The sequence below is a fragment of the Pseudomonas sp. Pseu.R1 genome (assembly GCF_045764065.1).
Taxonomy (GTDB): domain Bacteria; phylum Pseudomonadota; class Gammaproteobacteria; order Pseudomonadales; family Pseudomonadaceae; genus Aquipseudomonas.
Window position 1 is genome coordinate 87,417 of sequence record NZ_JBJGEE020000001.1, and the last position, 25,375, is coordinate 112,791.

At 61.3% G+C, this 25,375-nt stretch carries 21 protein-coding genes and 1 tRNA gene; 20 read left to right on the forward strand and 2 right to left on the reverse strand.

Annotated features, from left to right (window positions below):
• Nucleotides 1–209: 209 nt before the first annotated feature.
• The 11 genes from fdnG (at nucleotide 210) to ACI5GA_RS00415 (ending at nucleotide 14,833) form a co-directional block, all read left to right on the forward strand.
• The gene (gene fdnG, locus ACI5GA_RS00365) at nucleotides 210–3,275 is read left to right on the forward strand and encodes a formate dehydrogenase-N subunit alpha (RefSeq protein ID WP_421421061.1); all 3,066 of its coding nucleotides are present in this window, start codon (nucleotides 210–212) and stop codon (nucleotides 3,273–3,275) included.
• Complete coding sequence (fdxH, locus tag ACI5GA_RS00370) at nucleotides 3,276–4,223, forward strand: formate dehydrogenase subunit beta (RefSeq protein WP_421421063.1); 948 nt, start codon at nucleotides 3,276–3,278, stop codon at nucleotides 4,221–4,223.
• Nucleotides 4,220–4,888 (forward strand): formate dehydrogenase subunit gamma, encoded by a 669-nt coding sequence (locus ACI5GA_RS00375; protein ID WP_404637881.1) that lies wholly within the window; start codon nucleotides 4,220–4,222, stop codon nucleotides 4,886–4,888. Before fdxH ends, ACI5GA_RS00375 begins: the two co-directional genes overlap by 4 nt.
• Nucleotides 4,889–4,892: 4 nt before the next feature.
• Nucleotides 4,893–5,825: a formate dehydrogenase accessory protein FdhE gene (fdhE, locus tag ACI5GA_RS00380; protein WP_421421065.1), complete on the forward strand. Its 933-nt coding sequence runs from the start codon at nucleotides 4,893–4,895 to the stop codon at nucleotides 5,823–5,825.
• A gap of 191 nt (nucleotides 5,826–6,016) precedes the next feature.
• A complete protein-coding gene (gene selA / locus ACI5GA_RS00385; protein ID WP_421421066.1) occupies nucleotides 6,017–7,447 on the forward strand; it encodes an L-seryl-tRNA(Sec) selenium transferase in 1,431 nt (476 codons plus the stop codon).
• A complete protein-coding gene (gene selB, locus ACI5GA_RS00390; RefSeq protein WP_421425419.1) occupies nucleotides 7,444–9,372 on the forward strand; it encodes a selenocysteine-specific translation elongation factor in 1,929 nt (642 codons plus the stop codon). Before selA ends, selB begins: the two co-directional genes overlap by 4 nt.
• 8 nt (nucleotides 9,373–9,380) lie before the next feature.
• Nucleotides 9,381–9,476: transfer RNA gene (locus tag ACI5GA_RS00395), tRNA-Sec, on the forward strand.
• Nucleotides 9,477–9,684: 208 nt separating this feature from the next.
• The gene (locus ACI5GA_RS00400) at nucleotides 9,685–10,347 is read left to right on the forward strand and encodes a TIGR04211 family SH3 domain-containing protein (RefSeq protein ID WP_404637887.1); all 663 of its coding nucleotides are present in this window, start codon (nucleotides 9,685–9,687) and stop codon (nucleotides 10,345–10,347) included.
• A 248-nt stretch (nucleotides 10,348–10,595) separates the two neighbouring features.
• Entirely contained in the window at nucleotides 10,596–12,320 is a 1,725-nt protein-coding gene (ggt, locus tag ACI5GA_RS00405; RefSeq protein ID WP_421421068.1) for a gamma-glutamyltransferase, read from the forward strand.
• A gap of 405 nt (nucleotides 12,321–12,725) precedes the next feature.
• Entirely contained in the window at nucleotides 12,726–13,664 is a 939-nt protein-coding gene (gene folE2, locus ACI5GA_RS00410) for a GTP cyclohydrolase FolE2 (protein ID WP_421421070.1), read from the forward strand.
• Nucleotides 13,661–14,833, forward strand: a complete 1,173-nt coding sequence (locus ACI5GA_RS00415) for a DUF1624 domain-containing protein (RefSeq protein WP_421421071.1) — start codon at nucleotides 13,661–13,663, stop codon at nucleotides 14,831–14,833. Before folE2 ends, ACI5GA_RS00415 begins: the two co-directional genes overlap by 4 nt.
• 46 nt (nucleotides 14,834–14,879) lie before the next feature.
• Here ACI5GA_RS00415 and ACI5GA_RS00420 read toward each other — a convergent pair whose 3' ends face one another.
• Together ACI5GA_RS00420 and ACI5GA_RS00425 are read right to left on the reverse strand one after the other, a co-directional pair.
• Nucleotides 14,880–16,022, reverse strand: coding sequence for a MalY/PatB family protein (locus ACI5GA_RS00420; RefSeq protein ID WP_421421073.1), 1,143 nt, complete (start codon nucleotides 16,020–16,022; stop codon nucleotides 14,880–14,882).
• Between the two features lie 81 nt (nucleotides 16,023–16,103).
• Nucleotides 16,104–17,261: an aminotransferase class V-fold PLP-dependent enzyme gene (locus tag ACI5GA_RS00425; protein WP_421421075.1), complete on the reverse strand. Its 1,158-nt coding sequence runs from the start codon at nucleotides 17,259–17,261 to the stop codon at nucleotides 16,104–16,106.
• A gap of 208 nt (nucleotides 17,262–17,469) precedes the next feature.
• Between ACI5GA_RS00425 and ACI5GA_RS00430 the strand changes: the two genes are divergently transcribed.
• The 9 genes from ACI5GA_RS00430 (at nucleotide 17,470) to ACI5GA_RS00470 (ending at nucleotide 25,335) form a co-directional block, all read left to right on the forward strand.
• Nucleotides 17,470–17,937 carry an Lrp/AsnC family transcriptional regulator gene (locus ACI5GA_RS00430; RefSeq protein WP_421421077.1) on the forward strand — a complete coding sequence of 156 codons (468 nt, stop codon included), beginning with the start codon at nucleotides 17,470–17,472 and terminating at the stop codon, nucleotides 17,935–17,937.
• Between the two features lie 160 nt (nucleotides 17,938–18,097).
• Complete coding sequence (locus ACI5GA_RS00435) at nucleotides 18,098–18,856, forward strand: GntR family transcriptional regulator (RefSeq protein WP_404637901.1); 759 nt, start codon at nucleotides 18,098–18,100, stop codon at nucleotides 18,854–18,856.
• Entirely contained in the window at nucleotides 18,856–20,586 is a 1,731-nt protein-coding gene (locus tag ACI5GA_RS00440) for a fumarate reductase/succinate dehydrogenase flavoprotein subunit (RefSeq protein ID WP_421421079.1), read from the forward strand. The genes ACI5GA_RS00435 and ACI5GA_RS00440 overlap by 1 nt, the downstream gene beginning before the upstream one ends.
• 60 nt (nucleotides 20,587–20,646) lie before the next feature.
• Complete coding sequence (locus ACI5GA_RS00445; protein WP_110950700.1) at nucleotides 20,647–20,892, forward strand: 4Fe-4S dicluster domain-containing protein; 246 nt, start codon at nucleotides 20,647–20,649, stop codon at nucleotides 20,890–20,892.
• Nucleotides 20,893–21,043: 151 nt separating this feature from the next.
• Complete coding sequence (locus ACI5GA_RS00450; RefSeq protein ID WP_421421081.1) at nucleotides 21,044–22,453, forward strand: ABC transporter substrate-binding protein; 1,410 nt, start codon at nucleotides 21,044–21,046, stop codon at nucleotides 22,451–22,453.
• Nucleotides 22,453–23,229, forward strand: a complete 777-nt coding sequence (locus ACI5GA_RS00455) for an ABC transporter permease (protein ID WP_421421083.1) — start codon at nucleotides 22,453–22,455, stop codon at nucleotides 23,227–23,229. The genes ACI5GA_RS00450 and ACI5GA_RS00455 overlap by 1 nt, the downstream gene beginning before the upstream one ends.
• Complete coding sequence (locus ACI5GA_RS00460) at nucleotides 23,229–24,077, forward strand: ABC transporter ATP-binding protein (protein ID WP_421421085.1); 849 nt, start codon at nucleotides 23,229–23,231, stop codon at nucleotides 24,075–24,077. Before ACI5GA_RS00455 ends, ACI5GA_RS00460 begins: the two co-directional genes overlap by 1 nt.
• Nucleotides 24,074–25,045 (forward strand): HEAT repeat domain-containing protein, encoded by a 972-nt coding sequence (locus tag ACI5GA_RS00465; RefSeq protein WP_421421086.1) that lies wholly within the window; start codon nucleotides 24,074–24,076, stop codon nucleotides 25,043–25,045. The genes ACI5GA_RS00460 and ACI5GA_RS00465 overlap by 4 nt, the downstream gene beginning before the upstream one ends.
• Nucleotides 25,042–25,335: a DUF971 domain-containing protein gene (locus tag ACI5GA_RS00470; protein ID WP_404637913.1), complete on the forward strand. Its 294-nt coding sequence runs from the start codon at nucleotides 25,042–25,044 to the stop codon at nucleotides 25,333–25,335. The genes ACI5GA_RS00465 and ACI5GA_RS00470 overlap by 4 nt, the downstream gene beginning before the upstream one ends.
• Nucleotides 25,336–25,375 lie beyond the last annotated feature (40 nt).

The window sequence follows — 25,375 nt, forward strand, 5'->3', positions numbered from 1 at the left end:
GCGTGGGGACGATCACTACCTGTGGGAACTGCGGTGCTGCGCAAATCGTTGTTCACCGCAGACTCAAGCCATTCACCAACAGTCAAGTTTCATCTGCGTTACTGGCAATCTGGACTACCCTCCAAAGGGTCGGCGCTCTTGTCGCCGACACCGTGATCGAACACGCTCCCGGCACTGTACCGGGATCATCACCTGATCAGGAGTGTACGATGGACCTCAACCGTCGGCAGTTCTTCAAGGTCGCCGCTGTCGGCCTTGGAGGCTCGAGCCTCGCGGCGTTGGGCATGGCCCCGACGCCTGCGTTCGCCGAACAGATACGCCACTTCAAACTCGCTCACACCCATGAAACCCGCAACACCTGCCCTTACTGCTCGGTGGGCTGTGGATTAATCATGTACAGCTTGGGTGATGCCGCGAAAAACGTGGCGCAGAACATCATCCACATCGAAGGCGACGCCGATCACCCGGTCAATCGCGGCACGTTGTGCCCGAAAGGCGCAGGTCTACTCGACTTCATTCACAGCCCCAGCCGCCTGCAATACCCGCAGATCCGCAAACCCGGCAGCAACGAATGGACGCGGATTTCCTGGGACGAGGCGCTGGACCGCGTGGCTGACCTGATGAAGGCCGACCGCGACGCCAATTTCATCGAGAAGAACGACAAGGGCCAGACCGTCAACCGCTGGCTGACCACGGGGTTCCTCGCGGCCTCGGCGGCGTCCAACGAAGCGGGCTACATGACCCACAAGGTCGTTCGTGCAACCGGCATGCTGGGGTTCGATAACCAGGCACGTGTCTGACATGGCCCGACGGTGGCAAGTCTTGCCCCGACGTATGGCCGTGGTGCCATGACCAACACCTGGACCGATATCGCCAACGCGAATCTGATTCTGGTGATGGGCGGCAACGCAGCAGAAGCGCACCCGTGCGGTTTCAAATGGGTGACCGAAGCCAAGGCGCACAACAAGGCGCGTTTGATCGTGGTCGACCCGCGGTTCACGCGGACCGCCTCGGTGGCCGACTATTACGCACCGATTCGCACCGGCAGCGACATTGCCTTCATGGGCGGGCTGATCAATTACCTGATCACTCAGGACAAGATCCAGCACGAATACGTGCGCAATTACACCGACTCGTCGTTCATCGTCAAAGCGGGGTTCAGCTTCGAGGACGGGATTTTCAGCGGCTACGACGCCAGCAAGCGCCTGTACACCGACAAGTCAGGCTGGGGCTACGAGCTGGGTGAGGACGGCTTCGCCAAAGTCGACCCCACGCTGCAGGACCCGCGTTGCGTCTACCAGTTGATGAAACAGCATTACAGCCGCTACACCCCGGAAATCGCCAGCCTGACCTGCGGCATGCCCCAAGCGCAGATGATGAAAATCTGGGAAGAGATCGCCACCTGCTCGACGCCGGGCAAGACCATGACGATTCTCTACGCCTTGGGCTGGACGCAGCATTCCATTGGCGCGCAAATCATCCGCAGTGCGGCGATGGTGCAACTGTTGCTCGGCAACGTCGGCATGCCAGGTGGTGGTGTGAACGCCTTGCGCGGTCACTCCAACATTCAGGGCCTGACGGATCTGGGGCTGCTGTCCAACTCGCTACCGGGCTACCTGACCTTGGGGCTGGACGCTGAGCAGGATTACAACGCATTCATCGCCAAACGCACGCAGAAACCGTTGCGTCCCGGCCAGTTGTCCTACTGGCAGAACTACAGCAAGTTTCACGTCAGCCTGATGAAGTCCTGGTACGGCGCCAATGCCACCGCTGAAAACAACTGGGGCTACGACTGGCTGCCGAAGCTGGACATCCCCAACTACGACATCCTGAAAATGTTCGACCTGATGGGCAAGGGACAGGTCAACGGCTACATCTGCCAAGGCTTCAACCCGATTGCCGCACTGCCGGACAAAAACCGGGTCATGAAGGCACTGGCCAAGCTCAAGTGGCTGGTGGTCATGGACCCGCTAGCCACGGAAACCTCGGAGTTCTGGCAGAAGGTCGGGCCGTACAACGACGTGGACACGGCGAACATCCAGACCGAAGTCATCCGCTTGCCCACCACCTGTTTTGCCGAAGAGGACGGCTCGCTGGTGAACAGCAGCCGCTGGTTGCAATGGCACTATAAGGGCGCGGAAGGTCCTGGCGAGGCGATTACGGACATTCGCATCATGAGCGAACTGTTCCTGCGCTTGCGCAAACGCTATCAGGAACAGGGCGGCGCCTATGCCGAGCCGCTGCTGAAGCTGAGCTGGCCATACAAAGTGCCCGAAGAGCCGTCGCCGGAGGAGATCGCCAAGGAGATCAACGGCGCGGCCACCACGGACTTCACCGACGCCACCGGCGCGGCCGTCAAGGGCGGGTCACAGTTGGCCGGGTTCGCGCAGTTGAAGGACGACGGCAGCACGGCATCCGGTTGCTGGATTTTCTGCGGCAGTTGGACTGAAACCGGCAACCAGATGGCTCGGCGCGACAACAGCGACCCATTCGACATGCACCAACATCAAGGTTGGGCCTGGGCGTGGCCGAGTAACCGGCGGATTCTCTATAACCGCGCGTCGGCAGACACCCAAGGCAAGCCCTGGGACCCGAAAAAACGCCTGATCTGGTGGAACGGCAAGGTCTGGACCGGCACCGATGTGCCTGATTTTGCGCCGACGTCTGCGCCGGAAGCGGGCATGAACCCGTTCATCATGAACCCCGAAGGCGTGGCGCGGTTCTTCGCCGTGGACAAGATGAACGAGGGGCCTTTCCCTGAACACTACGAGCCGTTCGAAACCCCCATCGGCATCAACCCGCTGCACCCGACCAACAAACAGGCGACCAGCAACCCGGCCGGGCGCATCTTCGATTCAGTGTGGGATTCCCTTGGTGTGGCCAAGGACTTTCCGTACGCGGGCACCAGTTACCGGCTCACCGAGCATTTCCATTACTGGAGCAAACACTGTCGTCTGAATGCCATCGCGCAACCCGAGCAGTTCGTCGAGATCGGTGAAGCGCTGGCGAAAGAGAAGGGCATCGTTGCCGGAGATCGGGTGCGGGTCAGCAGCAAGCGCGGCTTCATCGAGGCCGTTGCGGTGGTGACCAAACGCATTCGGCCATTGCAGGTGACCAACCAGGTGGTGCACCAGATCGGCATCCCGATCCACTGGGGCTTCACCGGCACCACGCGCAACGGCTATCTGGCCAACACGCTGGTGCCATTCCTCGGAGACGGCAATTCCCAGACCCCGGAATCCAAGTCGTTTTTGGTCAACCTGGAGAAAATCTGAATGGCCATTCAAGACATCGTTGCCCGTTCAGCCACCACCACGGTGCCGTCGTCGGTGCGGCAACTGGAAGAGGTCGCCAAGCTGATCGACACCACCAAATGCATTGGTTGCAAGGCCTGCCAGGTCGCCTGCTCGGAGTGGAACGAGCTGCGCGACGAGGTGGGCCACAACCACGGCACCTACGACAACCCGCAAGACCTGAGCGCCGAGACCTGGACCCTCATGCGCTTCACTGAGCACGAAACCGCCGACAATAATCTGGAATGGCTGATCCGCAAGGACGGCTGCATGCATTGCGCCGATCCGGGCTGCCTGAAAGCCTGCCCAAGCCCCGGCGCGATCATCAAGCACGCCAACGGCATCGTCGATTTCAATCAGGATCACTGCATCGGCTGCGGCTACTGCATCACCGGCTGCCCGTTCGACATTCCGCGCATCTCGCAAAAAGACCACAAGGCGTACAAATGCACGCTGTGCTCGGATCGGGTATCCGTTGGCCTTGAACCGGCCTGCGTGAAGACCTGCCCGACCGGCGCTATCGTGTTCGGCACCAAGGAAGACATGAAGGTCCACGCTGCGGAGCGCGTCGTGGATTTGAAGTCCCGGGGCTTCGAAAACGCCGGTCTTTACGACCCGGCCGGGGTGGGCGGCACCCATGTGATGTATGTGTTGCACCACGCTGACGATCCGAAGCTGTACGCCGGTCTGCCACACAACCCGGAAATCAGCCCGCTGGTGGGGCTGTGGAAAGGCGTAACCAAGCCTCTGGGGTTGTTGGCTATGGGGCTTGCCGTGCTGGCGGGCTTCTTCCACTACGTGCGCATCGGCCCGCAGCGTGAAGAAGACGAGCATGAACACGGCAGCGATCCGGCCGTGCATGAAGTCGACCCGGCGGTGCATGTTTACGATCCGCATAAGCCGGGTCACGAAGGGGAGCAACGGCCATGAGCGAGCACCGTGAACCCGGCAAGACCATTCTGCGCTACAACGCCAACGAGCGAACCAATCACTGGATCGTTGCCATTCTGTTTTTCATGGCCGGTCTGTCGGGGTTGGCGCTGTTTCATCCGGCGATGTTCTGGCTGACGAACCTGTTTGGCGGCGGCCCCTGGACGCGCATCCTGCACCCGTTCTTGGGCGTGGCGATGTTCGTGTTTTTCATGGGGCTGGTGATCCGTTTCTGGCGCGCCAACCTGTTCATTCCCAACGACCGGCTGTGGCTCAAGCGCATCGACCGGGTGATGAAAAATGAGGAAGAGGGCGTGCCACCCATTGGCAAATACAACCCTGGCCAGAAGCTGCTGTTCTGGACCTTGCTGCTGTGCATGCTGGGCTTGCTGGTCAGCGGCGTGGTGATCTGGCGGGCGTATTTCAGCGCGTATTTCAACATCGACGTGATTCGTCTCGGGGCGCTGGTGCATGCCTTGGCCGGGTTCGTGCTGATCACCAGCATCATCGTCCACATCTATGCCGGGATCTGGATCAAGGGTTCCATCGGCGCGATGTTGTACGGCTGGGTCAGCCGTCGTTGGGCGAAAAAACACCATGCGCTGTGGTATCGGCAGATCGCCGAGAAGGAAGCGGCGCCGGACCGTGTGAGCAAGAAGGGATGATGCCTTGAGCGAGATTCGTGAACCCGAAGAGATTCAGGCCGAGGCAGCGGCCAGTTCACTGCCGTTTCTGTATCTGCCGCCGAACAACCTGTTCGCCTTGCGTGCGGCGCGGCTTGAACAATTAGGGAAAGGGCATCCGTTGGGCGATTACCTGCGACTGGTGGCAGGGCTGTGCCGCGTGCAGCAGGACTTGCTGGACCAGCCTCCCGCCGAATGGATGCTGGACGCAGACAGCATGACCCTGTGTTGTCAGCACGGTTTGCCGCCGCTGTCGGCAGAGAGCCTGGCGCGGCAAGATCACTGGCAGGTGTGGCTTCGGGCTTTGCTGGAGCGTTTTCAGCCGCCTGCGTCCGTCGCCATCCAGCAAGCGTTGACCCGTTTGCGAGCCGCCGACGACGGGCAGCGTCGGGGCTGGGCGGTGTCGCTGCTCAGTGGGCAGTTCGTCGGGGTGCCTGCGGCGCTGGTGCCGTTTCTCGGTGCTGCGTTGCAGGCCGCGTGGAGCCATTGGTTGCTCAACCTGCCCAGCCATGACCTGAAACCCTGCGACAGCCTCAGCCAGTGCCCGGCCTGTGGTTCGCCCGCCATGGCCGGGGTGATTCGTCATCGGGGTAAATACAACGGGCTGCGCTACCTGGTGTGCTCGTTGTGCGCTTGCGAATGGCACGTGGTACGCGTCAAGTGCGTGTATTGCGAGCAGAGCAAAGGGCTTAAATACGTCAGCCTTGAGGACGATCGCGTGGCGGTGGACAAGGCGCCATTGCGGGCCGAGGTGTGCCCGTCGTGCAATCGTTATCTCAAGCAGATTTACCTCGAAAGCGAGCCTGAGGGGGAAGCCTTGTCGGCGGATCTGGCGAGCCTGATGCTGGACATGCGTCTGGACCTGGAAGGCATTCAGCGCCCGGCGCCAAATCTGTTGTTGGCGCCGGGGGGCGATTGAGGATTGGCGTCTACACTTCGAGCATCCGACACCCATGTGGCCGAGATACGCGGTCTGAATTGTGGAAGCGAATTCATTCGCGAGAGGTCGGAACATTCGATAGAGATGTGTCGCCTGTACCTACGCATCGCGAATGAATTCGCTCCCACAGAGTGATCAGCGCATGGCAGTCACTTTTCAAGGAATTTTGAATGCCTCTAAGCCTCGCCTCTGAACGACCCCGCTTACCCTCCGTCGACAGCCTTCTGCGTCACCCTGCCTGCCACGCGCTGATCGATCGCTATGGTCGAGAAGTGGTGCTGGCAGGGCTGCGCCAGTTGCTGGAAGACTTGCGCGGTTCGGCGCAGCAGGGGCAAATCAGTGCTGCAGAATCGGGCAATGAAGTGATTCTGGGCCGACTCGCCGAACGCCTGACGCTTCAACACCAAAGCAAGGTCCGCCGCGTGTTCAACCTCACCGGCACGGTGCTGCACACCAACCTGGGTCGTGCGCTGTTGCCGGAAGAGGCGATCGAAGCCATTCAGACCGCCGCCCGCTACCCCCTCAACCTTGAATTCGACCTGAACACCGGCAAACGTGGCGACCGCGATGACCTTATCGAAGGGTTGATCCGCGAACTGACCGGCGCCGAAGCCGTCACCGTGGTCAATAACAACGCCGCCGCTGTCCTGTTGGCCCTGAACAGCCTGGGCGCGCGCAAGGAAGGCATCATCTCGCGAGGCGAGCTGATCGAGATCGGCGGCGCCTTTCGCATCCCGGACATCATGGCCCGTGCCGGGGTGAAACTGCACGAAGTGGGCACCACCAACCGGACCCATCCCACCGATTACGAATCGGCGATCAACCTGCGCACCGGCCTGTTGATGCGGGTGCACACCAGCAATTACAGCGTGCAGGGTTTCACTGCTTCTGTATCGACGCCGCAACTGGCACAGATTGCCCACCAACACGATTTGCCACTGCTGGAGGATTTGGGCAGCGGCAGTTTGTTGGACCTGAGCCGCTGGGGCCTGCCTGCCGAACCGACCGTACGCCAGACCCTGGCCGAGGGCGCGGACATCGTCACCTTCAGCGGCGACAAATTACTGGGCGGCCCCCAGGCCGGGTTGATTGTCGGCAGCAAAGCCCTGATCGCGAAAATCAAAAAGAACCCGCTCAAACGTGCCTTGCGTGTCGACAAACTGACCCTCGCTGCACTGGAGGCCGTACTGGGGCTGTATCGAGACCCGGACCGCCTTGCCGAACGCTTGCCCAGCCTGCGATTACTGACCCGATCACAGGCGAATATTCTGGCTCAGGCCCAGCGTTTACAGCCGATTGTGGCGCGACGGATGGGGGCGCAATGGGGCGTTTTCGTCGAAACGTCGTTAGGCATGATCGGCAGTGGCAGCCAGCCGGTTGCTCGGCTTCCCAGCGCGGCGCTGTGTTTTCGACCGATCGTCTCGAAAAAGCTGCGCAGCCGCTGGTTGCATGGATTGGAAGCGGGGTTTCGGCGCCTGCCGATTCCGGTGCTGGGCCGTATCGACGACGACGCGTTATGGCTGGATTTGCGTCAGTTGGACGATGAAGCGGGCTGGCTGAGGCAGCTAGAGCGTCTGCAATGGGAGGGCGATCTGGCGTGATTGTCGGCACCGCAGGGCATATCGACCACGGCAAGACAGCGCTGCTGGAAGCGCTCACCGGGCAAGCGGGCGACCGTCGCCGCGAAGAGCGTGAGCGGGGCATCACCATCGACCTCGGCTATCGCTATGCAGCGCTGGAACCCGGTGGTCAACTGACCGGGTTCATTGACGTGCCCGGTCACGAGCGTTTCATACACAACATGCTCGCCGGTGCGCAGGGCATCGATCTGGTGTTGCTGGTGGTGGCGGCGGACGATGGGGTGATGCCCCAGACCCGAGAGCATCTGGCCATCGTCGAGCTGCTGGGCATTCCCGAACTGCTGGTGGTCATCAGCAAATGCGACCGCGCAGACGCTGAGCGGGTGCAAGCAGTGTGGATGCAGGTGCGCGAGTTGCTCGCGCCCGGCCCCTATGCCGATGCCTTGCTGTTCGAGGTGTCCAGCCAGACCGGTGAAGGCATCAGCGCTCTGCGTCGGGCGTTGTTGCTCGCTCGCAACGAAGTGCTGGAACGCAGTGATCGAGGCGGGTTTCGGCTGGACATTGATCGAGCGTTCAGCGTCCCCGGTTCCGGCATCGTCGTCAGCGGCACCGCGCTGGCCGGGCAAGTGACGGTGGGCGACACGTTGCTACTGGGGCAGACAGGCAAGCCGGTGCGCGTGCGCGGATTGCACGCACAACACCAGGCGGCGGCGCAGGCGAGGGCGGGGCAGCGCGTGGCGCTGAACCTGAGCGCGGACAAGTTGGCGCTTGACCAGATTCATCGAGGTGACTGGCTGCTGGCCGATTGGTTGTTCGCGCCGACGCAGCGGGTCGACATCGAATTGCGCCTGCTGCCCAGTGAAACGCGGGTGTTCGAGCACTTCAGCCCGGTGCATGTGCACCTGGGCACGCAGGATGTCTCGGCCCGCGTGGCGTTGCTGGAGGGTAATCAGGTAGAGCCGGGCGAGCGCCTGTTTGCCCAGTTGTTACTCAACGCGCCGGTGCAGACCGTTCACGGCGACCGGCTGGTGCTGCGTGATCACAGCGCTCAGCGCACCTTGGGTGGCGGTCGTGTGCTCGATCCGTTCGCGCCTTCCCGGCAACGTCGCAGCCCTGAACGGCTGACGCAATTGCGCATTCTGTCCCTCGCTGACGGTCTGGAGCAGGCCCTGCCGGACTTGATCGCCCAGAGCGCAAGCGGCCTTGATCCGCAGCGCCTTGAGCGGCAGTTCAACCGGTTGCGTGCAACGTGGCGATTACCTTCTGACGTGCGCATCATCGCCACCCGCCAAGGCTCGTTGCTGTTCAGCGAGGCGCGTTGGCAGGGGTTGCAGGGTCAACTGCTACAACACCTGGCCCGGTTTCATGAGCAGGAGCCCGATCAACTCGGCCCGGATCGCGACCGCCTGCGCCGATTCGCCGCCATGACGCTGGAGCGCCCGGCGTTCATCGCGCTGCTCGACGAATTGCTCGCCAGTGGCCGAATTGCCAGCAGCGGGCCGTGGCTGCATGCGCCGGATCATCAGGTGCAACTCAATGACGAGGACGCCGCGCTGTGGGCGCAGCTTGAACCCTTGATGGTGCAGGGTGGTTTTGATCCGCCATGGGTACGCGACCTCGCGGGCCTCGTGGGGCAATCGGACGCCGCTGTACGCCTGCTGCTGCGTAAACTGGCGCGGATCGGTCGAGTGCATCAGGTGGTGAAGGATCTGTTTTATCCCGAGCCGACGATTGCGCGAATGGCGGCTATGCTGTTGCAACTGTCCGATGCCGAACCAGTGATACAGGCGGCTGCGTTTCGTGACCGGCTGGGAATCGGGCGCAAGCGCAGCATTCAGATTCTTGAGTTTTTCGACCGCATCGGCCTGACCCGCCGAATCGGCGACCAACGCCTGATACGGCCGGACAACGCGTTGGCGCAGTACAAGGCTGACGACAGCGTTTAATCAATCAAGGAAGGCAATCGCGCCCGGTGGCGCGGCCGGGCTTCAAACCCGGTTGGGGACGGCAGCCGTTCCCGGGCAGGTTCGACTCCGGCTGCCTTCCGCCACTTTCCTCCCCAACCTGAGCGGGTATCCCATGGTCATTCCCGCCAGATCCGCCGCCCCCGGCCGCAGCGCGTTCAGCCCCAGGCAGACGAACGTCACCCTTGCGCAGTGAACCTGTAACCATTTGTACGGTCAGTAAACCACGTTTTGTTCACTGCATCGGGCCTGTCCATCCGGCCTTTATTTTTATTTTTTTGTCGAAGAATCTTCATGCCGCTCACTCGTTCCGCTTCTGTTTGCGCCTCATCCCTTACTCGCCATTTGCTCAGCGTCGGTCTGCTGGGCACGCTGCTGACCGTAGGCCTTGCCCCACAAGCCCAGGCCGAGGGCAAGGACCGTTGGGTCAGTGACACCTTGAGCACCTACGTGCGCAGCGGCCCGACCGACGGCTACCGCATCGTCGGCACGCTGAAATCCGGGCAGAAGGTCGAACTGCTCAACACCCAGGGCGACTACAGCCAGGTGCGTGGCAACTCGGGCGATACGGTCTGGATTCCGTCCAGCGACCTGCAGGAAGTGCCCGGCCAGGCCGAGCGACTGCCGCAGTTGACCCAGCAAGTCGCGGACCTCAGCGCACAGTTGAAAACCATCGATGACGATTGGAAAACCAAAGTCCAGGGCATGCAGGAAACCCTCGATTCGCGCAAGAAGCTGGTGGATGAGCTGGAGGCCCGTTCCAAGGACCTCAATGCTCAACTGACCGATGCGCAATCGGAATTGCGCGCCACGCAGGCCAAACTCGGCGACGAAAACAATCAGGTGCTGATGCGGTACATGGTGTACGGCGGCAGCATCGCAGGAGCGGGCCTGCTGGTGGGTTTGATCCTTCCGGCGCTGACCCGTGGCCGCAAGCGCAACGATCGTTGGTTTTGAATCCGGCGCGTGGGTCGATAAAACTTTCTGAAATATCTTGCCATTGGCTCTAGGTTGATTCTTTTGAGTGCGCTATTTTGGTGCGGCCGATGAGTACTGTCTTGAACTGATCGGTCGTATCGAACGCGCTCTACATAAATGTGCATCTGCAGTTGCAAGGATGCCGGGCGATCCGCGAGAGGGTACTCCCCATCAAGGCTCGACCCGTCAATGCTGTTCCACATTCAAAGAACAAAGAGAGTCGACACATGAAGTTTGAACCCTTGACTCGGTCGCTGATCGCGACTGCGCTCGCGCTCGCCTTTTCCCCCTCCTACGCCGCCTCTGTCGCCCCGGTTGCCGCTGAAAACGGCATGGTGGTGACCGCGCAGCATTTGGCGACCCACGTGGGCGTCGATGTGCTCAAGTCCGGCGGCAACGCGGTGGACGCCGCTGTTGCCGTGGGCTACGCGCTGGCCGTGGTTTACCCGGCGGCGGGTAACCTGGGCGGTGGCGGTTTCATGACCATCCAGTTGGCGGACGGACGCAAGACCTTCCTCGATTTCCGCGAAAAAGCCCCGCTGGCGGCGACCGCCAACATGTATCTGGACAAGGACGGCAACGTGGTCCCGGACCTGAGTTCCAAAGGCCACCTTGCGGTGGGCGTGCCGGGAACGGTATCGGGCATGGAGTTGGCGCTGAGCAAGTACGGCACCAAGAAGCGCGCTGAAGTGATTGCCCCGGCGATCAAACTGGCCGAAAACGGCTTCCCGTTGGAGCAGGGCGACATCGACTTGCTGCACACCGCGACGGACGAATTCAAGGCCGACAAGGACCTCAGCCCGATCTTCCTGAACAAAGGCCAGCCGATGAACGTTGGCGACAAGCTGGTGCAGAAGGATCTGGCCAAGACCCTCAAGGAAATTTCCGCGAAAGGTACCGACGGTTTCTACAAGGGCTGGGTGGCCAAGGCCATCGTCGATTCGAGCAAGGCGGGCAAAGGCATCATTGTTCAGGCCGATCTGGACACGTACAAAACTCGCGAACTGGCGCCCATCGAGTGTGATTATCGTGGTTACCACGTGGTTTCCGCACCGCCTCCCAGCTCCGGCGGTGTCGTGATCTGCGAGATCATGAACATCCTTGAAGGCTACCCGATGAAGGAACTGGGCTATCACTCGGCTCAGGGGCTGCATTACCAGATCGAGGCCATGCGTCACGCTTACGTGGACCGCAACAGTTATCTCGGCGACCCGGATTTCGTGAAGAACCCGATCGAGCATTTGCTCAATCATGACTACGCCGCGAAGCTGCGCGCGGCCATCGAACCGCAAAAGGCCGGTGACTCACAAGCCATCAAACCGGGCGTTGCACCCCACGAAGGCAATAACACCACCCATTACTCCATCGTCGACAAATGGGGCAACGCCGTATCGGTCACCTACACCCTCAACGACTGGTTCGGTGCAGGCGTGATGGCGAGCAAGACCGGCGTGATCCTCAACGATGAAATGGACGATTTCACCTCCAAGGTCGGCGTGCCGAACATGTACGGCCTGGTGCAGGGTGAAGCCAACGCGATTGCGCCGGGCAAAACGCCGCTCTCGTCGATGAGTCCGACCATCGTCACCAAGGACGGCAAAGCGGTGATGGTGGTGGGTACGCCAGGTGGCAGCCGGATCATCACGGCGACCCTGCTGACCATGCTCAACGTCATCGACTACGGCATGAACATTCAGGAAGCGGTCGATGCGCCGCGTTTCCACCAGCAATGGATGCCGGAGACTACCAACCTGGAAAACTTCGCGGTCAGCCCTGACACGCAGAAGATCCTCGAAAGCTGGGGTCACACGTTCGCAGGCCCGCAGGATGCCAACCACCTGGCCGCCATCCTCGTCGGCGCGCCGTCGCTGGGTGGCAAGCCGGTGGGGAACAATCGGTTCTACGGCGCCAACGACCCCCGTCGTAACACCGGGTTGTCGTTGGGGTATTGAGCCCTAGAGCGGTCCGACGTGCCTGCGGTGGTGTTTGCAAGCGAGTCACCGCAGGCAAGCCATGCTGGAGGCTTGTGGGAGCGGGCTTGCTGGCGAAATCGGTGGGTCAGTTACGCATGAATAGGCTGACCGGCTGCTTTCGCCAGCAAGCCGGCTCCCACAGGTTTGGTTTTGAGCATGAGTCTGTGGTTCGACACGCATCACTGTGGGAGCCGCCTTGGTGCGGACGGCGTTCCGACGAACGCGGTTGACCGGCCAACATAGAATCTCCCACTGAGATCGGCACCGAGCACACTGTAGGGACTGGCGTGACCGGGGTGTGAGGTAGGGGAGAGTGTAAAGCTGGTGTTTTAAGTGTTATGTTATAACTCGTTATGACATTGCGCTTCGAGACTCCATTCCCTCATGAATACGCCGCTTCCTGACGTTGCTAATTCCGAACTGTCGCAAGCCTTGCTGCCCCTCGATTGGGTCGGCATGCAAGGTATCGATATCCCTCTGATCCTCGATGAACCTGGCGTTGACGCCTCGGTGCATGCCCGCGCCGACTTGTACGTGAATCTGCCGATGCCGCAGATCAAAGGCATTCACATGTCGCGGTTGTACACGCTGCTGGACCGGTTTGCCGAGCATCAGGCAGTGAGTCCGGCGAGTCTGGTGGCACTGCTGGAACTGATGGTCGACAGCCACGCCGATTGTCATTCGTCCCAATCGCGGTTGCGGCTGGCGTTTGAACTGTTGTGCAAACGTCCTGCACTGGTGACCGAAGGCCTGAGCGGCTGGAAATCCTATCCGGTGGTGATCGAGGCGCAGTGGTGTGAGGGGCGATTGTCTCTGGATGCCACGGTCGATGTGACCTATTCATCGACCTGCCCATGCTCGGCGGCATTGTCCCGGCAGTTGCTGGAACAGGCGTTCATCGCGCATTTCGGCGCAGGACCTGTGGACAGCAACCACGTGGCGAACTGGATTCGCCAGAACGGCTCGCACGCCACGCCCCATAGCCAACGCAGCGTGGCGCGTGTGCGCGTGCACATCGATCAGGACGCAGAACATCTGGGCCTGTTGAACCTGATCGATCTGATTGAAGGCGCACTGGGCACTCCCGTGCAAACGGCGGTCAAGCGCGCAGATGAGCAGGCCTTCGCCCGGCTCAACGGGGAAAATCTGATGTACGTCGAAGATGCCGCGCGCAAGGTGCAACAAGCACTGGCCACCCGATTTCACGCCAGCGACGTCTCCGTCACGCATCTGGAAAGCCTGCACCCGCACGATGCGGCGGCGTCGTCATCTCGCCGTGGAACGTTGCCGTTTCAGGCGTTCGACAAGGCGCTTCGCGCATGACGGCGGCACTGTTATTGCCGACCCGCGAGACGTCGTCGGCGGCTCAGCCCCGTTTGCAGTCCGTTGATGCCCTGCGTGGACTGATCATTGTGTTCATGCTGCTGGATCATGTACGTGAGACGTTCTATCTGCACCATCAGGTGTCCGACCCCATGGAGGTCGGCAACACCGATCCGGCGCTGTTTCTGAGCCGTACGCTGGCGCATTTCTGTGCACCTTTGTTTGTGTTTCTCACCGGGCTGTCGGCGTTTTTGTATGGGCAACGTCATGCCGGGCATCACGCAGTTTCGCGTTTTCTCTGCGTGCGCGGTCTGGTGCTGATCGGTCTGGAGTTGACCCTGGTCAACTTCGCCTGGACCTTCCAGTTGCCGCCCTCGGTGATTTACCTGCAAGTGATCTGGGCCATCGGCTTGAGCATGATCGCGCTGTCGATTCTGGTGAGACTCCCGCGTGGTGTGCTGGCGACGCTGGGCATCGCGATCATCGCCGGGCACAACCTGCTGGACGGCGTGCACTTTGGCCCGGATTCGTGGATGCACATTCCATGGGCGATTCTGCATGATCGGGGCTGGATCGAGGCCACCGACAGCCTGCGGCTGCGCACGTCGTATCCCGTGCTGCCCTGGATCGGGGTCATTGCCGTGGGTTACGCAGCAGGGCCGTGGTTTGCGAAAAACGCCGAGAGGGAAATCAATCTGATTGCCTGGGGTTTCGGCCTTTTGGCGCTGTTTCTGGCCCTGCGCGGCTTCAACGGTTATGGCGAAAAGCCCTGGACCCCGGGTGACACCCCCACTCAGACCTTGATGAGTGTCTTCAACATCACCAAGTACCCGCCGTCGCTATTGTTCATCTGCCTGACGCTGGGCATGGGGTTGCTGACACTTGCCTGGCTGGAGCGCGGCGCGGGGCAGCGCTGGCTCAAACCACTGATGATCTTCGGCGCTGCACCGATGTTTTTTTACGTGCTGCACCTGTATGTGCTGAAGGTGCTTTACCTGATCGCCGTGGCGATATGGGGGACCACCCAGGGCCGCTATTTCGGTTTTGATTCAGTGTGGGCGTTGTGGCTGTGTGCGGCGGGGCTGACGGTCGTGTTGTTTCCGGCGGTGCGCGGATTTGCCGAGCTGAAGGCGCGACGTCGGGATATCGCCTGGTTGAAGTATTTCTGAGGCAAGCGCCCCCGATTTCAAAGGGGGGGGGCGCCGCCAGAAGGGATCAGCGTTGTTGCAGGCTGCGTTCCATTCGTGCCAATGCCTCTTCCAGCATTGGGCGCGGGCAGCCGAAGTTCAGGCGTACGAACTGGCTGCAATCTTCCCCGAACTCCAGCCCGTCACTGAACGCGACTTTGGCTTCCTTGAGGAAGAATTGCTGTGGATGCTCGATGTCCAGCGCCGAGCAATCCAGCCAGGCCAGGTAGGTGCTCTGCGGCAGGTTCATGCGAATGCCGGGGAAACGGGTCGCGAGGGCGTGAGCGAGGTAGTCGCGGTTGCCCTGCAAGTAGTCGTTCACCTGTACGAGCCAGTCTGCGCCAAGACGATACGCCGCCTCGGTGGCTTCCAGCCCCAGCGCGTTAACGCTGTCCACCAATCCCAGACGGCCCGCATTGAAGCGCTCGCGCAGTTCGGCGTTTTGCACCACGGCAAACGCGGTTTTCAGCCCTGCGATATTCCAGGCTTTGCTGGCAGACATCAGGGTCACGGTACGCGCGGCAATCTCCGGACTCAGCGACGCTATCGGCGTGTGGTGGCGTCCGTCGAACACGATGTCGGCATGAATCTCGTCGGAAATGATCAGCACGTCGTGTTGCACGCAGGCCTCGCCAATGGCCTGTAATTCTTCGCGTTCGAAGACTTTGCCCAGCGGGTTGTGCGGGTTGCTCAGGAGCAAGGCTCGCGATTGAAGCAGAGCGCCTTGCAACGCGGCCAGATCGGTGGGGTACTCACCGTTGGCGTCAGCATGAAACGGCAAATCGACCCGCGGCAGCTTCCAGTTCGCCGGGGCATGAAGCAACGGCGAGTAGTTGGGTGTTTGCACCAGCACGCCGCTGCCAGCGGGAACCAGCGTGTTCAGCGCCATGTTCACACCCGGCTCGACGCCGGGCAGAAACACCAGGTCTTCAGGTTGAATGGCCCAGCCGTAACGCTGCGCGAGATGCGTGACCAAGGTCTGGCGCAGGCTGTCCTGAGCCACCGAGTAGCCGAGCAGGGGGTGCTCCAGACGGTTTTTCAGCGCGGCAACGATCGGCTCGGCCACTGGAAAGTCCATATCTGCCACCCACATTGGCAAGACATCTTCCGGGTATTGGCTCCACTTCTTGCTGCCGGTGTTCAGGCGCTGATAAACGCTGTTGAGGTCCATGCGTGTGACGGTCTCGAAAAAAAACGATGGGCGATTGTGCCAGAGACTGGCTCGCCAGATCACCCACCCTTCGAGGTTGTGTTACCAGAATGTCGTCGATTGGCTGTTTACTCGACCGGCGATGACCGCAATCGCTTTCTCGACATCTGCCGCCTGGGTATAGCGCCCCAGACTCAGTCGCAGACTACTGCTGGCCAATGCTTGAGGCAGCCCCATCGCGAGCAGCACGTGAGAGGCGCCGCCGCCAGCGGAGTTGCAGGCTGAGGTGGATGAGACCGCGAGTTCGCTGGCCAGGCTCATGGCGCTGAAGCCGGGCTTGTCGACGCAGATGTTCAAGGTGTGTGGGACCCGTTGATCGGGGTGGCCATTGAGGCTGACACCCGGCAGTTGCAGCAAGCCATCGCGTAATTGAGTGGAGAGGGCGGTGATGCGTTGCACCTCTGCGTGCATGTCGGCGCTGGCCAGCGCGTAGGCGGCGCCCATGCCGACGATCTGGTGCGTGGCCAGCGTCCCGGAGCGATAGCCTTGCTCGTGGCCGCCGCCGTGAATCTGCGCTTCCAGCAGATCGCGCGCGCGTTCGCCGACATACAACGCGCCGATGCCTTTGGGACCGTAGATTTTGTGCGCGGAGAACGACATCAGGTCGACCGGCTGGGCGTTCAGGTCGATGGCGACCTTGCCCGCGCCTTGTGCCGCGTCGACGTGGAACAGTGCTCCGTGTTCGCGCACCATGCGACCGATGCGGTCGATGTCGGTGAGTGTGCCCAATTCGTTGTTCACCAGCATCAGCGACACCAGCAACGTGTCGTCCCGCAAGGCCTGACGCACGGCCTCGGGTTGAATCAAGCCCTGCGCGTCCGGCTCAAGCCAGGTCACCGGAAAACCGGCTTGCTCCAGTTGGCGCACGGTGTCGACGACCGCCTTATGCTCGATGCGGCTAGTAATGAGGTGGCGACAAGGGCCTTGTGCGCGTTGGGCGATGCCTTTGATGGCCAGGTTGTTGGACTCGGTGGCGCCGGAGGTCCAGATGATCGATTCGGCGTTGCAACCGACCAGTTCGGCGACCTGACGACGCGCCAGTTCAACGGACTGGCGCGCCAGATTGCCGTAAGCGTGAGAGTTGGAAGCGGGGTTGCCGAAGGTGCCTTCGCGTCCCAGGCAGGTGACCATCGCCTGGATGACGCGGTCATCGACAGGGGTGGTGGCTGCGTAATCGAAGTAACAAGGAAGTGTGCTCATGGGGAGAAATCCGCGCTGTCCGTGATGGGAAAAATAGTACGCGGGCAGGCGCGAAAAAATATTGATTAGTGAGCGCCGATTTGCGCTTCGGGTAGATTATTTTTTCAGTATCAATCGGTTTTGGAGAATAAGACTGCGGATCGCTGCACGATTTGGCGTATGGTTATCACCATTCGTCATAACCGGATCTTTCAAGGCTTAACTCACCATGGACAAGTTCGACCAGGCCATCCTGGACATGCTGCAACGTGACTGCACCCGTCCCATCGCTGAAATCGCCGACGGCATTGGCCTGGGCACCACCGCCTGTTGGCGCCGTGTCCAGAAGCTGGAAGAGCAGGGGTTGATCCGCGGGCGTGTCGCGTTACTAGACCCGGCCCTGCTAAATGTCGCGGTGACGGTGTTTGCCGCGATACGTACCAATCAGCACAACGCACAATGGCTTGAGCGCTTTCACAACCTCATTGAAACGCTGCCCGAAGTGGTGGAATGCTATCGAATGGCGGGGGACACGGATTACATGTTACGTATGGTGGTGCCGGACATCGCCGGGTATGACGCGGTGTACAAGAAGTTGATCCAGTTGGCGGGCATTACCGACATCAGCTCCAGCTTTGCGATGGAGCAGATCAAGTCCACCACGCAATTGCCGCTCACCTACACCTCATCTGCGTAACCGTATGGTTTGCCCGCGGCGGCGTGTGCACAAGCGCTACCGACACCAAGGGGGCACGCGACAGCAAAGAAGCCTCTAACCTTATGCCCAAACGGTATTTCACGGCCGGAATTCAAGCTCTTTAAGATCACGTCATAACTCGTTATGACAAGTGACTTCGATGAACGACACTGCCAAAACCCTCTCTCCGCTGTCCAGCGTACCCCTGCACAGCCAACTGCGTGACTTGCTGCGCAGCCGGATTCTGGACGGCGAATACGCCCCCGACAGTCAGATGCCCTCCGAAAGCGAGCTGGGCGCGATGTTCAAGGTCAGCCGCATCACCGTGCGCCAGGCATTGGGCGATCTGCAGAAAGAAGGGCTGATCTTCAAGATCCACGGCAAAGGGACATTCGTGTCCAAACCCAAGACCTTTCAAAACGTCAGCACCCTGAAGGGCCTGGCCGAATCCATGACCGGTCGCGGCTATGAAGTGATCAACCGCCTGCGCAGTTTCCGCTTCGTACCCGCCGACAAACGGGTGGCCGAGCGCCTGAACGTGGCGGAAGGCGAAAGCGTTGCGCAGATTCGCCGCGTGCGGCTGATCAACCGCGAGCCGGTGTCACTGGAAGTCACCTGGTTGCCCAGGCACCTGGGCGAGCGACTGGAAAGCGCTGACCTGGTGACCCGCGACATCTTTCTGATCCTGGAAAACGACTGCGGCCTTACGCTGGGTCATGCGGATCTGGCCATTGACGCGGTGCTGGCCGACAGCGATTTGACCCAGGCGCTGGACGTCGAGGCGGGTTCGCCGATCATGCGCATCGAGCGCCTGACCCACACTGCCGATGGCCAGCCCGTGGATTTCGAACACCTTTATTACCGGGGCGATGCGTTTCAGTACCGCCTGCGAATCGACCGTCACCAGGAGGCTCAGTGATGACACGCCACGTGCTGGAGCAGGAATACGACATCGTGGTGATCGGCGGCGGCACGGCAGGTCCGATGGCCGCAATCAAGGCCAAGGAGCGCAATCGCGATCTGCGGGTGTTGCTGATCGATAAGGCCAACGTCAAGCGCAGCGGCGCCATCAGCATGGGCATGGACGGGCTGAACAACGCGGTGATCCCTGGCCACGCCACGCCTGAGCAGTACACCAAGGAAATCACCATTGCCAACGACGGCATCGTCAATCAGGCAGCGGTATACGCCTATGCGACCCACAGCTTCGAAACCATCGAGCAACTGGACCGCTGGGGCGTGAAATTCGAGAAGGACGAGACCGGTGATTACGCGGTCAAGAAGGTCCACCACATGGGCGCCTATGTGCTGCCGATGCCCGAGGGCCACGACATCAAGAAGGTGCTGTATCGCCAGTTGAAGCGCGCGCGGGTAACCATCACCAACCGTGTGGTCTGTACCCGGCTGCTGACCGATGCCGAGGGCGCGGTCAATGGCGTGATGGGGTTCGACTGCCGCACGGCGGATTTTCACGTGATCAAAGCCAAGGCCGTGATCCTGTGCTGCGGGGCAGCAGGACGCCTTGGTTTGCCAGCGTCGGGTTACTTGATGGGCACCTACGAAAACCCGACCAACGCAGGCGACGGTTACGCCATGGCCTATCACGCAGGCGCTGAGCTGGCGAATCTGGAGTGCTTTCAGATCAACCCGCTGATCAAGGATTACAACGGCCCGGCCTGCGCTTACGTCACCGGTCCTTTAGGCGGCTATACGGCTAACAACAAGGGCGAACGCTTCATCGAATGTGACTACTGGAGCGGCCAGATGATGTGGGAGTTTCATCAGGAACTGGAAAGCGGCAATGGCCCGGTGTTCCTCAAGCTCGATCACCTAGCCGAAGAAACTATCCAGAACATCGAAGAGATTCTGCATAGCAACGAGCGCCCCAGCCGGGGGCAGTTTCACGCCAATCGCGGCACCGATTACCGCAGCCAAATGGTGGAAATGCACATCTCCGAAATCGGCTTCTGCAGCGGGCATTCGGCGTCAGGGGTGTGGGTCAACGAACGGGCGGAAACTTCGGTCAAGGGGCTGTATTCAGCGGGTGACATGGCGGCAGTGCCGCACAACTACATGCTGGGTGCTTTTACCTACGGCTGGTTTGCGGGCAACAACGCAGCGGATTACGTGGCCGAGCGGGACTTCACCGAGGTCGATGCCCGACAGATCGAACGCGAGCAGGCGCGGGTTTACGCACCGCTGGATCGTGAGCACGGCCTGCCGCCCGCTCAGGTGGAGTACAAGCTGCGGCGCTTTGTGAATGACTACCTGCAACCGCCGAAAGTGACCAAAAAGATGCAAATCGGCCTGCAACGATTCAGCGACATCCAGCGCGATCTTGATCAACTGAAAGCCAGCAACGCCCACGAATTGATGCGCGCCATGGAAGTCAGCGTGATTCGCGATTGCGCAGAAATGGCCGCTCGCGCCTCGCTGTATCGCACCGAAAGTCGCTGGGGGCTGTACCACCATCGGGTCGACCATCCGTTGCGCAATGACCACGACTGGTTCTGTCACACCCATCTGAAAAAGGATGAGGAGGGCCGGATGGTCAGCTTCAAGAAACCGGTCGAACCCTACATCGTGGCGCTGGATGCCGAAGAAATGCTCGCCTACGACCGCTTGCGTGTGGGGGCTGACGCCGCCTGAAACCGTACGGCCCGCACTTTTATAGACAGAGAGCGCGACACGCGCCAAGGACACCGTGAAATGGCCTATCAGCCCCAGGAAATCTTTTTCCGCTCCAACGCCCCGGTCACCGTGGACGAGGACAAGTGCATCGCCGACAAAGGCTGCACCGTGTGTGTCGATGTCTGCCCGATGGACCTGCTGGCCATCAATCCTGCCACCCAGAAAGCCTACATGGCGTTTGACGAGTGCTGGTATTGCATGCCCTGCGAAAAGGACTGCCCGACCGGCGCAGTCAAGGTCGAGATCCCGTATCTGCTGCGCTGAGCCGACAGCCCGCCGTTTTGGCAGGGCTCTGTAAAAACAGCCAAGAGCCATCCGCCCACCGCGGACGCTGATGCACCCAGAACCCCTCGTTTCCCACCGCGCCGTCTCGCGGCGGAGACGACTTCTATTAATGATTCGAGGGGATACATCCATGCTATTGCGCGCCACACTGGCCGGTTTCGTACTGGCTTCGCTCACCCTGTCGGTTCAGGCCGAAACCATCCGCATTGCCATTGGCACTCAGGACACCACCATCAACTGCGCGGCCGGCGGACTGCTGATTCGCGAGTTGGGGCTGCTCGACAAATACCTGCCTCACGAAGGCAAATACAAGGACGCGCAGTATCAGGTCGAGTGGAGGAACTTCACCAGCGGTGCGCCACTGACCAATGAAATGGTTGCCGGGAAACTGGATTTCGGCGCCATGGCCGATTTTCCGGGGGCGTTCAATGGCGTCGCGTTCGAAGCGGCGGGCAAGCACAGCCTGTTCATCAGCGTGCTGTCGGGCAGCATTCAGGGCAGCGGCAACGGCATTGTCGTGCCCACATCGTCCAGCGCACAGTCGCTGGCCGACCTTAAAGGCAAGACCATTTCCGTGCCGTTCGCTTCAACCGCCCACGGCATGCTGTTGCGGGCCGTTGCAGCGCAGGGCTGGGACCCGCTGAAAGACGTCAACATCATTGCTCAGGCGCCCGAAGTCGCAGGCTCCGCGCTGCAAGCCAACAAGGTCGACGCCCACGCCGACTTCGTGCCGTTCGGCGAGCTGTTTCCGAATCGGGGTTTCGCGCGCAAGATTTACGACGGCTCGCAATCCGGCGCACCCACCTTCCATGGCGCGCTGGTCGACGAAAGCTACGCGAAGAAGTACCCGGAAATCGTCGTCGCCTACCTGCGCGCAGGCATCGAAGCCAACCAGTTGCTGGCCGCCGAACCTGAGAAGTACAGCGAGCTGATCGAAAAAGTCACCGGTATCGAAGCCGAAGTGAACTACCTGTTCCACGGCCCGCTGGGCCTGCAGACTCGGGATCAGACTTGGAAGCCGGAATACCGGCAGGCTGTGGGCACCGCCATCGACACCCTCAAGTTGCTGAAGAAGGCCGATCGCGGGCTGGACCTCAACACCTTTGTCGATGACCAGTACATCCGCGCGGCCTACAAGGCCTCCGGTCTGGATTACAACGCGCAGCTGGCGAATTACGCCCAGACGCCGCTCAAGGCCAATGACGCACTGACTGGCAAACCGATCACGGACGACCGACATGTCGCGCAGATCTGGGTCAAAGGCGAGCCAAAAGTGCGGAATTACGCCTCCGCTGAGTCTGCGTTCACGGCCTTGCAAGCGCTGAACAAGGAGGGTAAGGCGGTGCGCGCGGTTTACGCTCAGGCTGAAGACAGCGGCATCAAGCTGCTGGCCAGTCAGGCGTGGTTTGCCAGCGACAGCAAAGGGCGGTTGAGTGCCTTCCTGCTCAAAGGTCAGGCTCAGCAATACGCTCAGGCACAAGGCGGCAAAGTGCTGGATTTCACTGACGCCAGCGCCCAGTCCGCTGTGGCCAGCCGCTGATGATCTCGATGCGCTGGATTCCACGTTTGACATCGGTGTTGCTCTGCCTGCTGTTCTGGCAACTGGCAGCCAGCAACCACTGGAATCTGGGGTTGGTGACGTTTGCCAACGTGCCGACGCCCGGTGCCGTCATCGCAGCGGCAGCGGGGCTGGTGGACTCCGGTCGGCTCATGCAGCACCTGTCGGCCAGCCTGGGTCGAGTGTTCGCCGGTTATATGGCCGCAGTGGTGATCGGCGTGGCGCTGGGCGTGATCATCGGTCGATCGCGTCGGGCCGAGGACTGGTTGTTGCCGCCCCTTGAGGTGCTGCGACCGATCCCCGCTGTGGCGTGGATTCCGCTGGCCATTCTGATGTTCCCGTCGTCCGAACTGTCCATGGTGTTCATCACGTTCACGGGCGCGCTATTTCCGATCCTGCTCAACACCGTGCATGGGGTGGAGGGCGTGGACCGGCGATTGATTGCCTCGGCCAAAAGTCTGGGGGCGGGGCGTCGGGCCATTCTGCTGGAAGTGGTGTTGCCGGGCGCAGCGCCCGGGATCATCACCGGGCTGGCCATTGGCATGGGCACGTCATGGTTCTGCCTGGTCACGGCGGAGATGATTTCCGGGCAGTTCGGCATCGGTTATTACACCTGGGAGTCCTACACCATCCAGAACTACGCCGACATCGTCGTCGGTATGCTGCTGATCGGCCTGCTGGGCATGGGCAGCAGTGGATTGATCAAACGTCTGGGGCGGCTGTTCACCCCTTGGCATCGACCACGAGGAAAAGCCTGATGAACGTCGCAACAAAACAGGCGGGGCATGTCGACATCCGAGGTGTGTCCATTGCCCTGGGCGAAGGGCAGAGCGCCTTCCAGGCCGTGCAGGCGCTGGACTGCACGATTGAGTCGGGGCAGTTCGTGTGCATTCTTGGCCCCTCAGGCTGTGGCAAGTCGACGTTGCTCGGCGCCCTTGCCGGGCATTTGCAACCGATTGCAGGCCGCCTGAGCGTCGATGGCGCAGACGTGCACGGGCCTTCTCCCGAGCGGGGCATGGTGTTTCAGCAACACACCCTGTTCCCTTGGCGCACGGTGCGCGAGAACGTCGCCTTTGGTTTGAAAATGAGCGGTGTCGGCAAGGCCGAACGCCTGGCGGCCGCTGACGAAATGCTCGCGCTGGTGGGCCTGGAAGGTTTCGCCGGGCATTGGCCGAATCAACTGTCCGGCGGCATGCAGCAACGGGTCGAAATCGCGCGGGTGCTGATCAATCGCCCACGCCTGCTGTTGATGGACGAACCGTTCGGCGCGCTGGACGCGTTGACCCGCATGCACATGCAGGCGCTGCTGCTGGACATCTGGACGCGCATTCGCACCACAGTGGTGTTCGTCACCCATGACATCGACGAAGCGCTGTTTCTCGCCGACCGGATTCTGGTGATGAGTCCGCGGCCCGGGCGTTTCATCGAAGACCTGAGCCTGAACTTTCCGCGCCCGCGCAGCAGCGAACTGGTGACGCGCCCGGAGTTTTCACGCCTGAAACGGCATTGCCTTGAACTGCTGCACCACGAGGACGGGCGGCAGTTGCCGCGTCTGGACCCTCTCGGCTTACCCAACGATCACCCCGGACTGCGACTGGCCTTATGACTGACCTGAACACCTATTTTGATGACATCGAGCTTGCGGAGATTCTGGCGCTCAGAAGCAGGCTCGAAAACCCGGACGCGGGGGTTCGGCGCATTGCGCTGATCGAGCTGGCGGATCTGGAAGATCCTGAAGGCCTGGGCTGGTTGACCGATCGGCTGGCCAATGACCCGGCATCCGAGGTACGCGCTCAGGCCGCGACATTGCTGGAGGCTTGGGAAGAGGTCGAGGTGGTCGAGGCGCTGTGTCAGGCGCTGATCGACCCTCAAGCGCTTGTGCGTGAAGCGGCGGCGCAGAGCCTGAGTCTGCTGAAGACCGCCGAGGCGGGCAGGGTGGTGCTGCCGTGGACGACGCATGCCGACGCCAGTGTGCGCATCGCAGCATTCCGTGCCTTGCGTGAGTTGCGTCTGGAGCAGGCCGCACCCGCTGCATTGCTGGCGTTGAAGGATGAAGACGCAAGCGTACGCCGTGAAGCGGTGGGCGTGCTGGGCTGGCTGAAGCGAACTGAAGCGCTGCAAGCCCTGGCTGCGCTGGCCAGCCAGGACCCCGACAGCGAGGTGCGTCGCGCCGCCACTGGCGCGCTGGGCCTGACCCACAATGCCGACGTTCTGCCCGCGTTGCGTCAGGCGTTGCAGGATGAGGTCTGGCAAGTGCGCGAGGAAGCCGCCACGACGCTGGGCAAGATTGGTCAGCCAGAAGCGGGGGCGGCGCTGATCGAGGCCTTGAACGACGAATACTGGCAGGTTCGGTTGCGCGCGACCCGCAGCCTGGGGCGCTTGCGTCATTCCGATGCCCTGTGGCCCTTGGTCGAGACCCTGACCCACCGCATCAGCAACGTGCGCAAGGAGGCTGCCCTGGCACTGGGCGAGTTGGGTGACAGCCGTGCCCGGCCGGCCTTGCTTCAACTGGAGCACGACGGCGACCCGGAAGTGCGCAAGGCCGTGCGCATTGCACTGGCGCAGTTGCCATGATTGCCGCGCCTGTCTCCATCGGCAACGCTAGGGAGCGGCAAACCCTGCGCGTGCGCTGGCAGGATGGCCGTGAACAACGGATCAGCCACGTCCTGTTGCGCCAGCAGTGCCCGTGCTCGCAGTGCCGGGCATTTCGTTTGCGTGGGATGACGCCGCATGTAGCGGCGTCCCTGAGAGTGCTGGCGGTCCATTCACAGGGGTATGGCGTGCAACTGGTGTTCAGCGACGGACACCAGCGCGGGATTTACCCGTGGGCGTATCTGGCGGAACTGGAAGTTACCGAGGTCTGATTCGGCCCACGGGGCGCAGCCGGGGTAGCGCGAAATCAGC

Bases quoted from the DNA above. Each gene is read 5' to 3' on its own strand.
- ACI5GA_RS00470 (WP_404637913.1), top strand. From the start codon at position 25,042: ATGATTGCCGCGCCTGTCTCCATCGGCAACGCTAGGGAGCGGCAAACC.
- ACI5GA_RS00425 (WP_421421075.1), bottom strand. From the start codon at position 17,261: ATGAGCACACTTCCTTGTTACTTCGATTACGCAGCCACCACCCCTGTC.
- ACI5GA_RS00430 (WP_421421077.1), top strand. From the start codon at position 17,470: ATGGACAAGTTCGACCAGGCCATCCTGGACATGCTGCAACGTGACTGC.
- ACI5GA_RS00435 (WP_404637901.1), top strand. From the start codon at position 18,098: ATGAACGACACTGCCAAAACCCTCTCTCCGCTGTCCAGCGTACCCCTG.
- folE2 (WP_421421070.1), top strand. From the start codon at position 12,726: ATGAATACGCCGCTTCCTGACGTTGCTAATTCCGAACTGTCGCAAGCC.
- ACI5GA_RS00450 (WP_421421081.1), top strand. From the start codon at position 21,044: ATGCTATTGCGCGCCACACTGGCCGGTTTCGTACTGGCTTCGCTCACC.
- ACI5GA_RS00465 (WP_421421086.1), top strand. From the start codon at position 24,074: ATGACTGACCTGAACACCTATTTTGATGACATCGAGCTTGCGGAGATT.
- ACI5GA_RS00455 (WP_421421083.1), top strand. From the start codon at position 22,453: ATGATCTCGATGCGCTGGATTCCACGTTTGACATCGGTGTTGCTCTGC.
- fdxH (WP_421421063.1), top strand. From the start codon at position 3,276: ATGGCCATTCAAGACATCGTTGCCCGTTCAGCCACCACCACGGTGCCG.
- ACI5GA_RS00400 (WP_404637887.1), top strand. From the start codon at position 9,685: ATGCCGCTCACTCGTTCCGCTTCTGTTTGCGCCTCATCCCTTACTCGC.
- ACI5GA_RS00460 (WP_421421085.1), top strand. From the start codon at position 23,229: ATGAACGTCGCAACAAAACAGGCGGGGCATGTCGACATCCGAGGTGTG.
- ACI5GA_RS00375 (WP_404637881.1), top strand. From the start codon at position 4,220: ATGAGCGAGCACCGTGAACCCGGCAAGACCATTCTGCGCTACAACGCC.
- ACI5GA_RS00420 (WP_421421073.1), bottom strand. From the start codon at position 16,022: ATGGACCTCAACAGCGTTTATCAGCGCCTGAACACCGGCAGCAAGAAG.
- selA (WP_421421066.1), top strand. From the start codon at position 6,017: ATGCCTCTAAGCCTCGCCTCTGAACGACCCCGCTTACCCTCCGTCGAC.
- ACI5GA_RS00415 (WP_421421071.1), top strand. From the start codon at position 13,661: ATGACGGCGGCACTGTTATTGCCGACCCGCGAGACGTCGTCGGCGGCT.
- ggt (WP_421421068.1), top strand. From the start codon at position 10,596: ATGAAGTTTGAACCCTTGACTCGGTCGCTGATCGCGACTGCGCTCGCG.
- ACI5GA_RS00445 (WP_110950700.1), top strand. From the start codon at position 20,647: ATGGCCTATCAGCCCCAGGAAATCTTTTTCCGCTCCAACGCCCCGGTC.
- ACI5GA_RS00440 (WP_421421079.1), top strand. From the start codon at position 18,856: ATGACACGCCACGTGCTGGAGCAGGAATACGACATCGTGGTGATCGGC.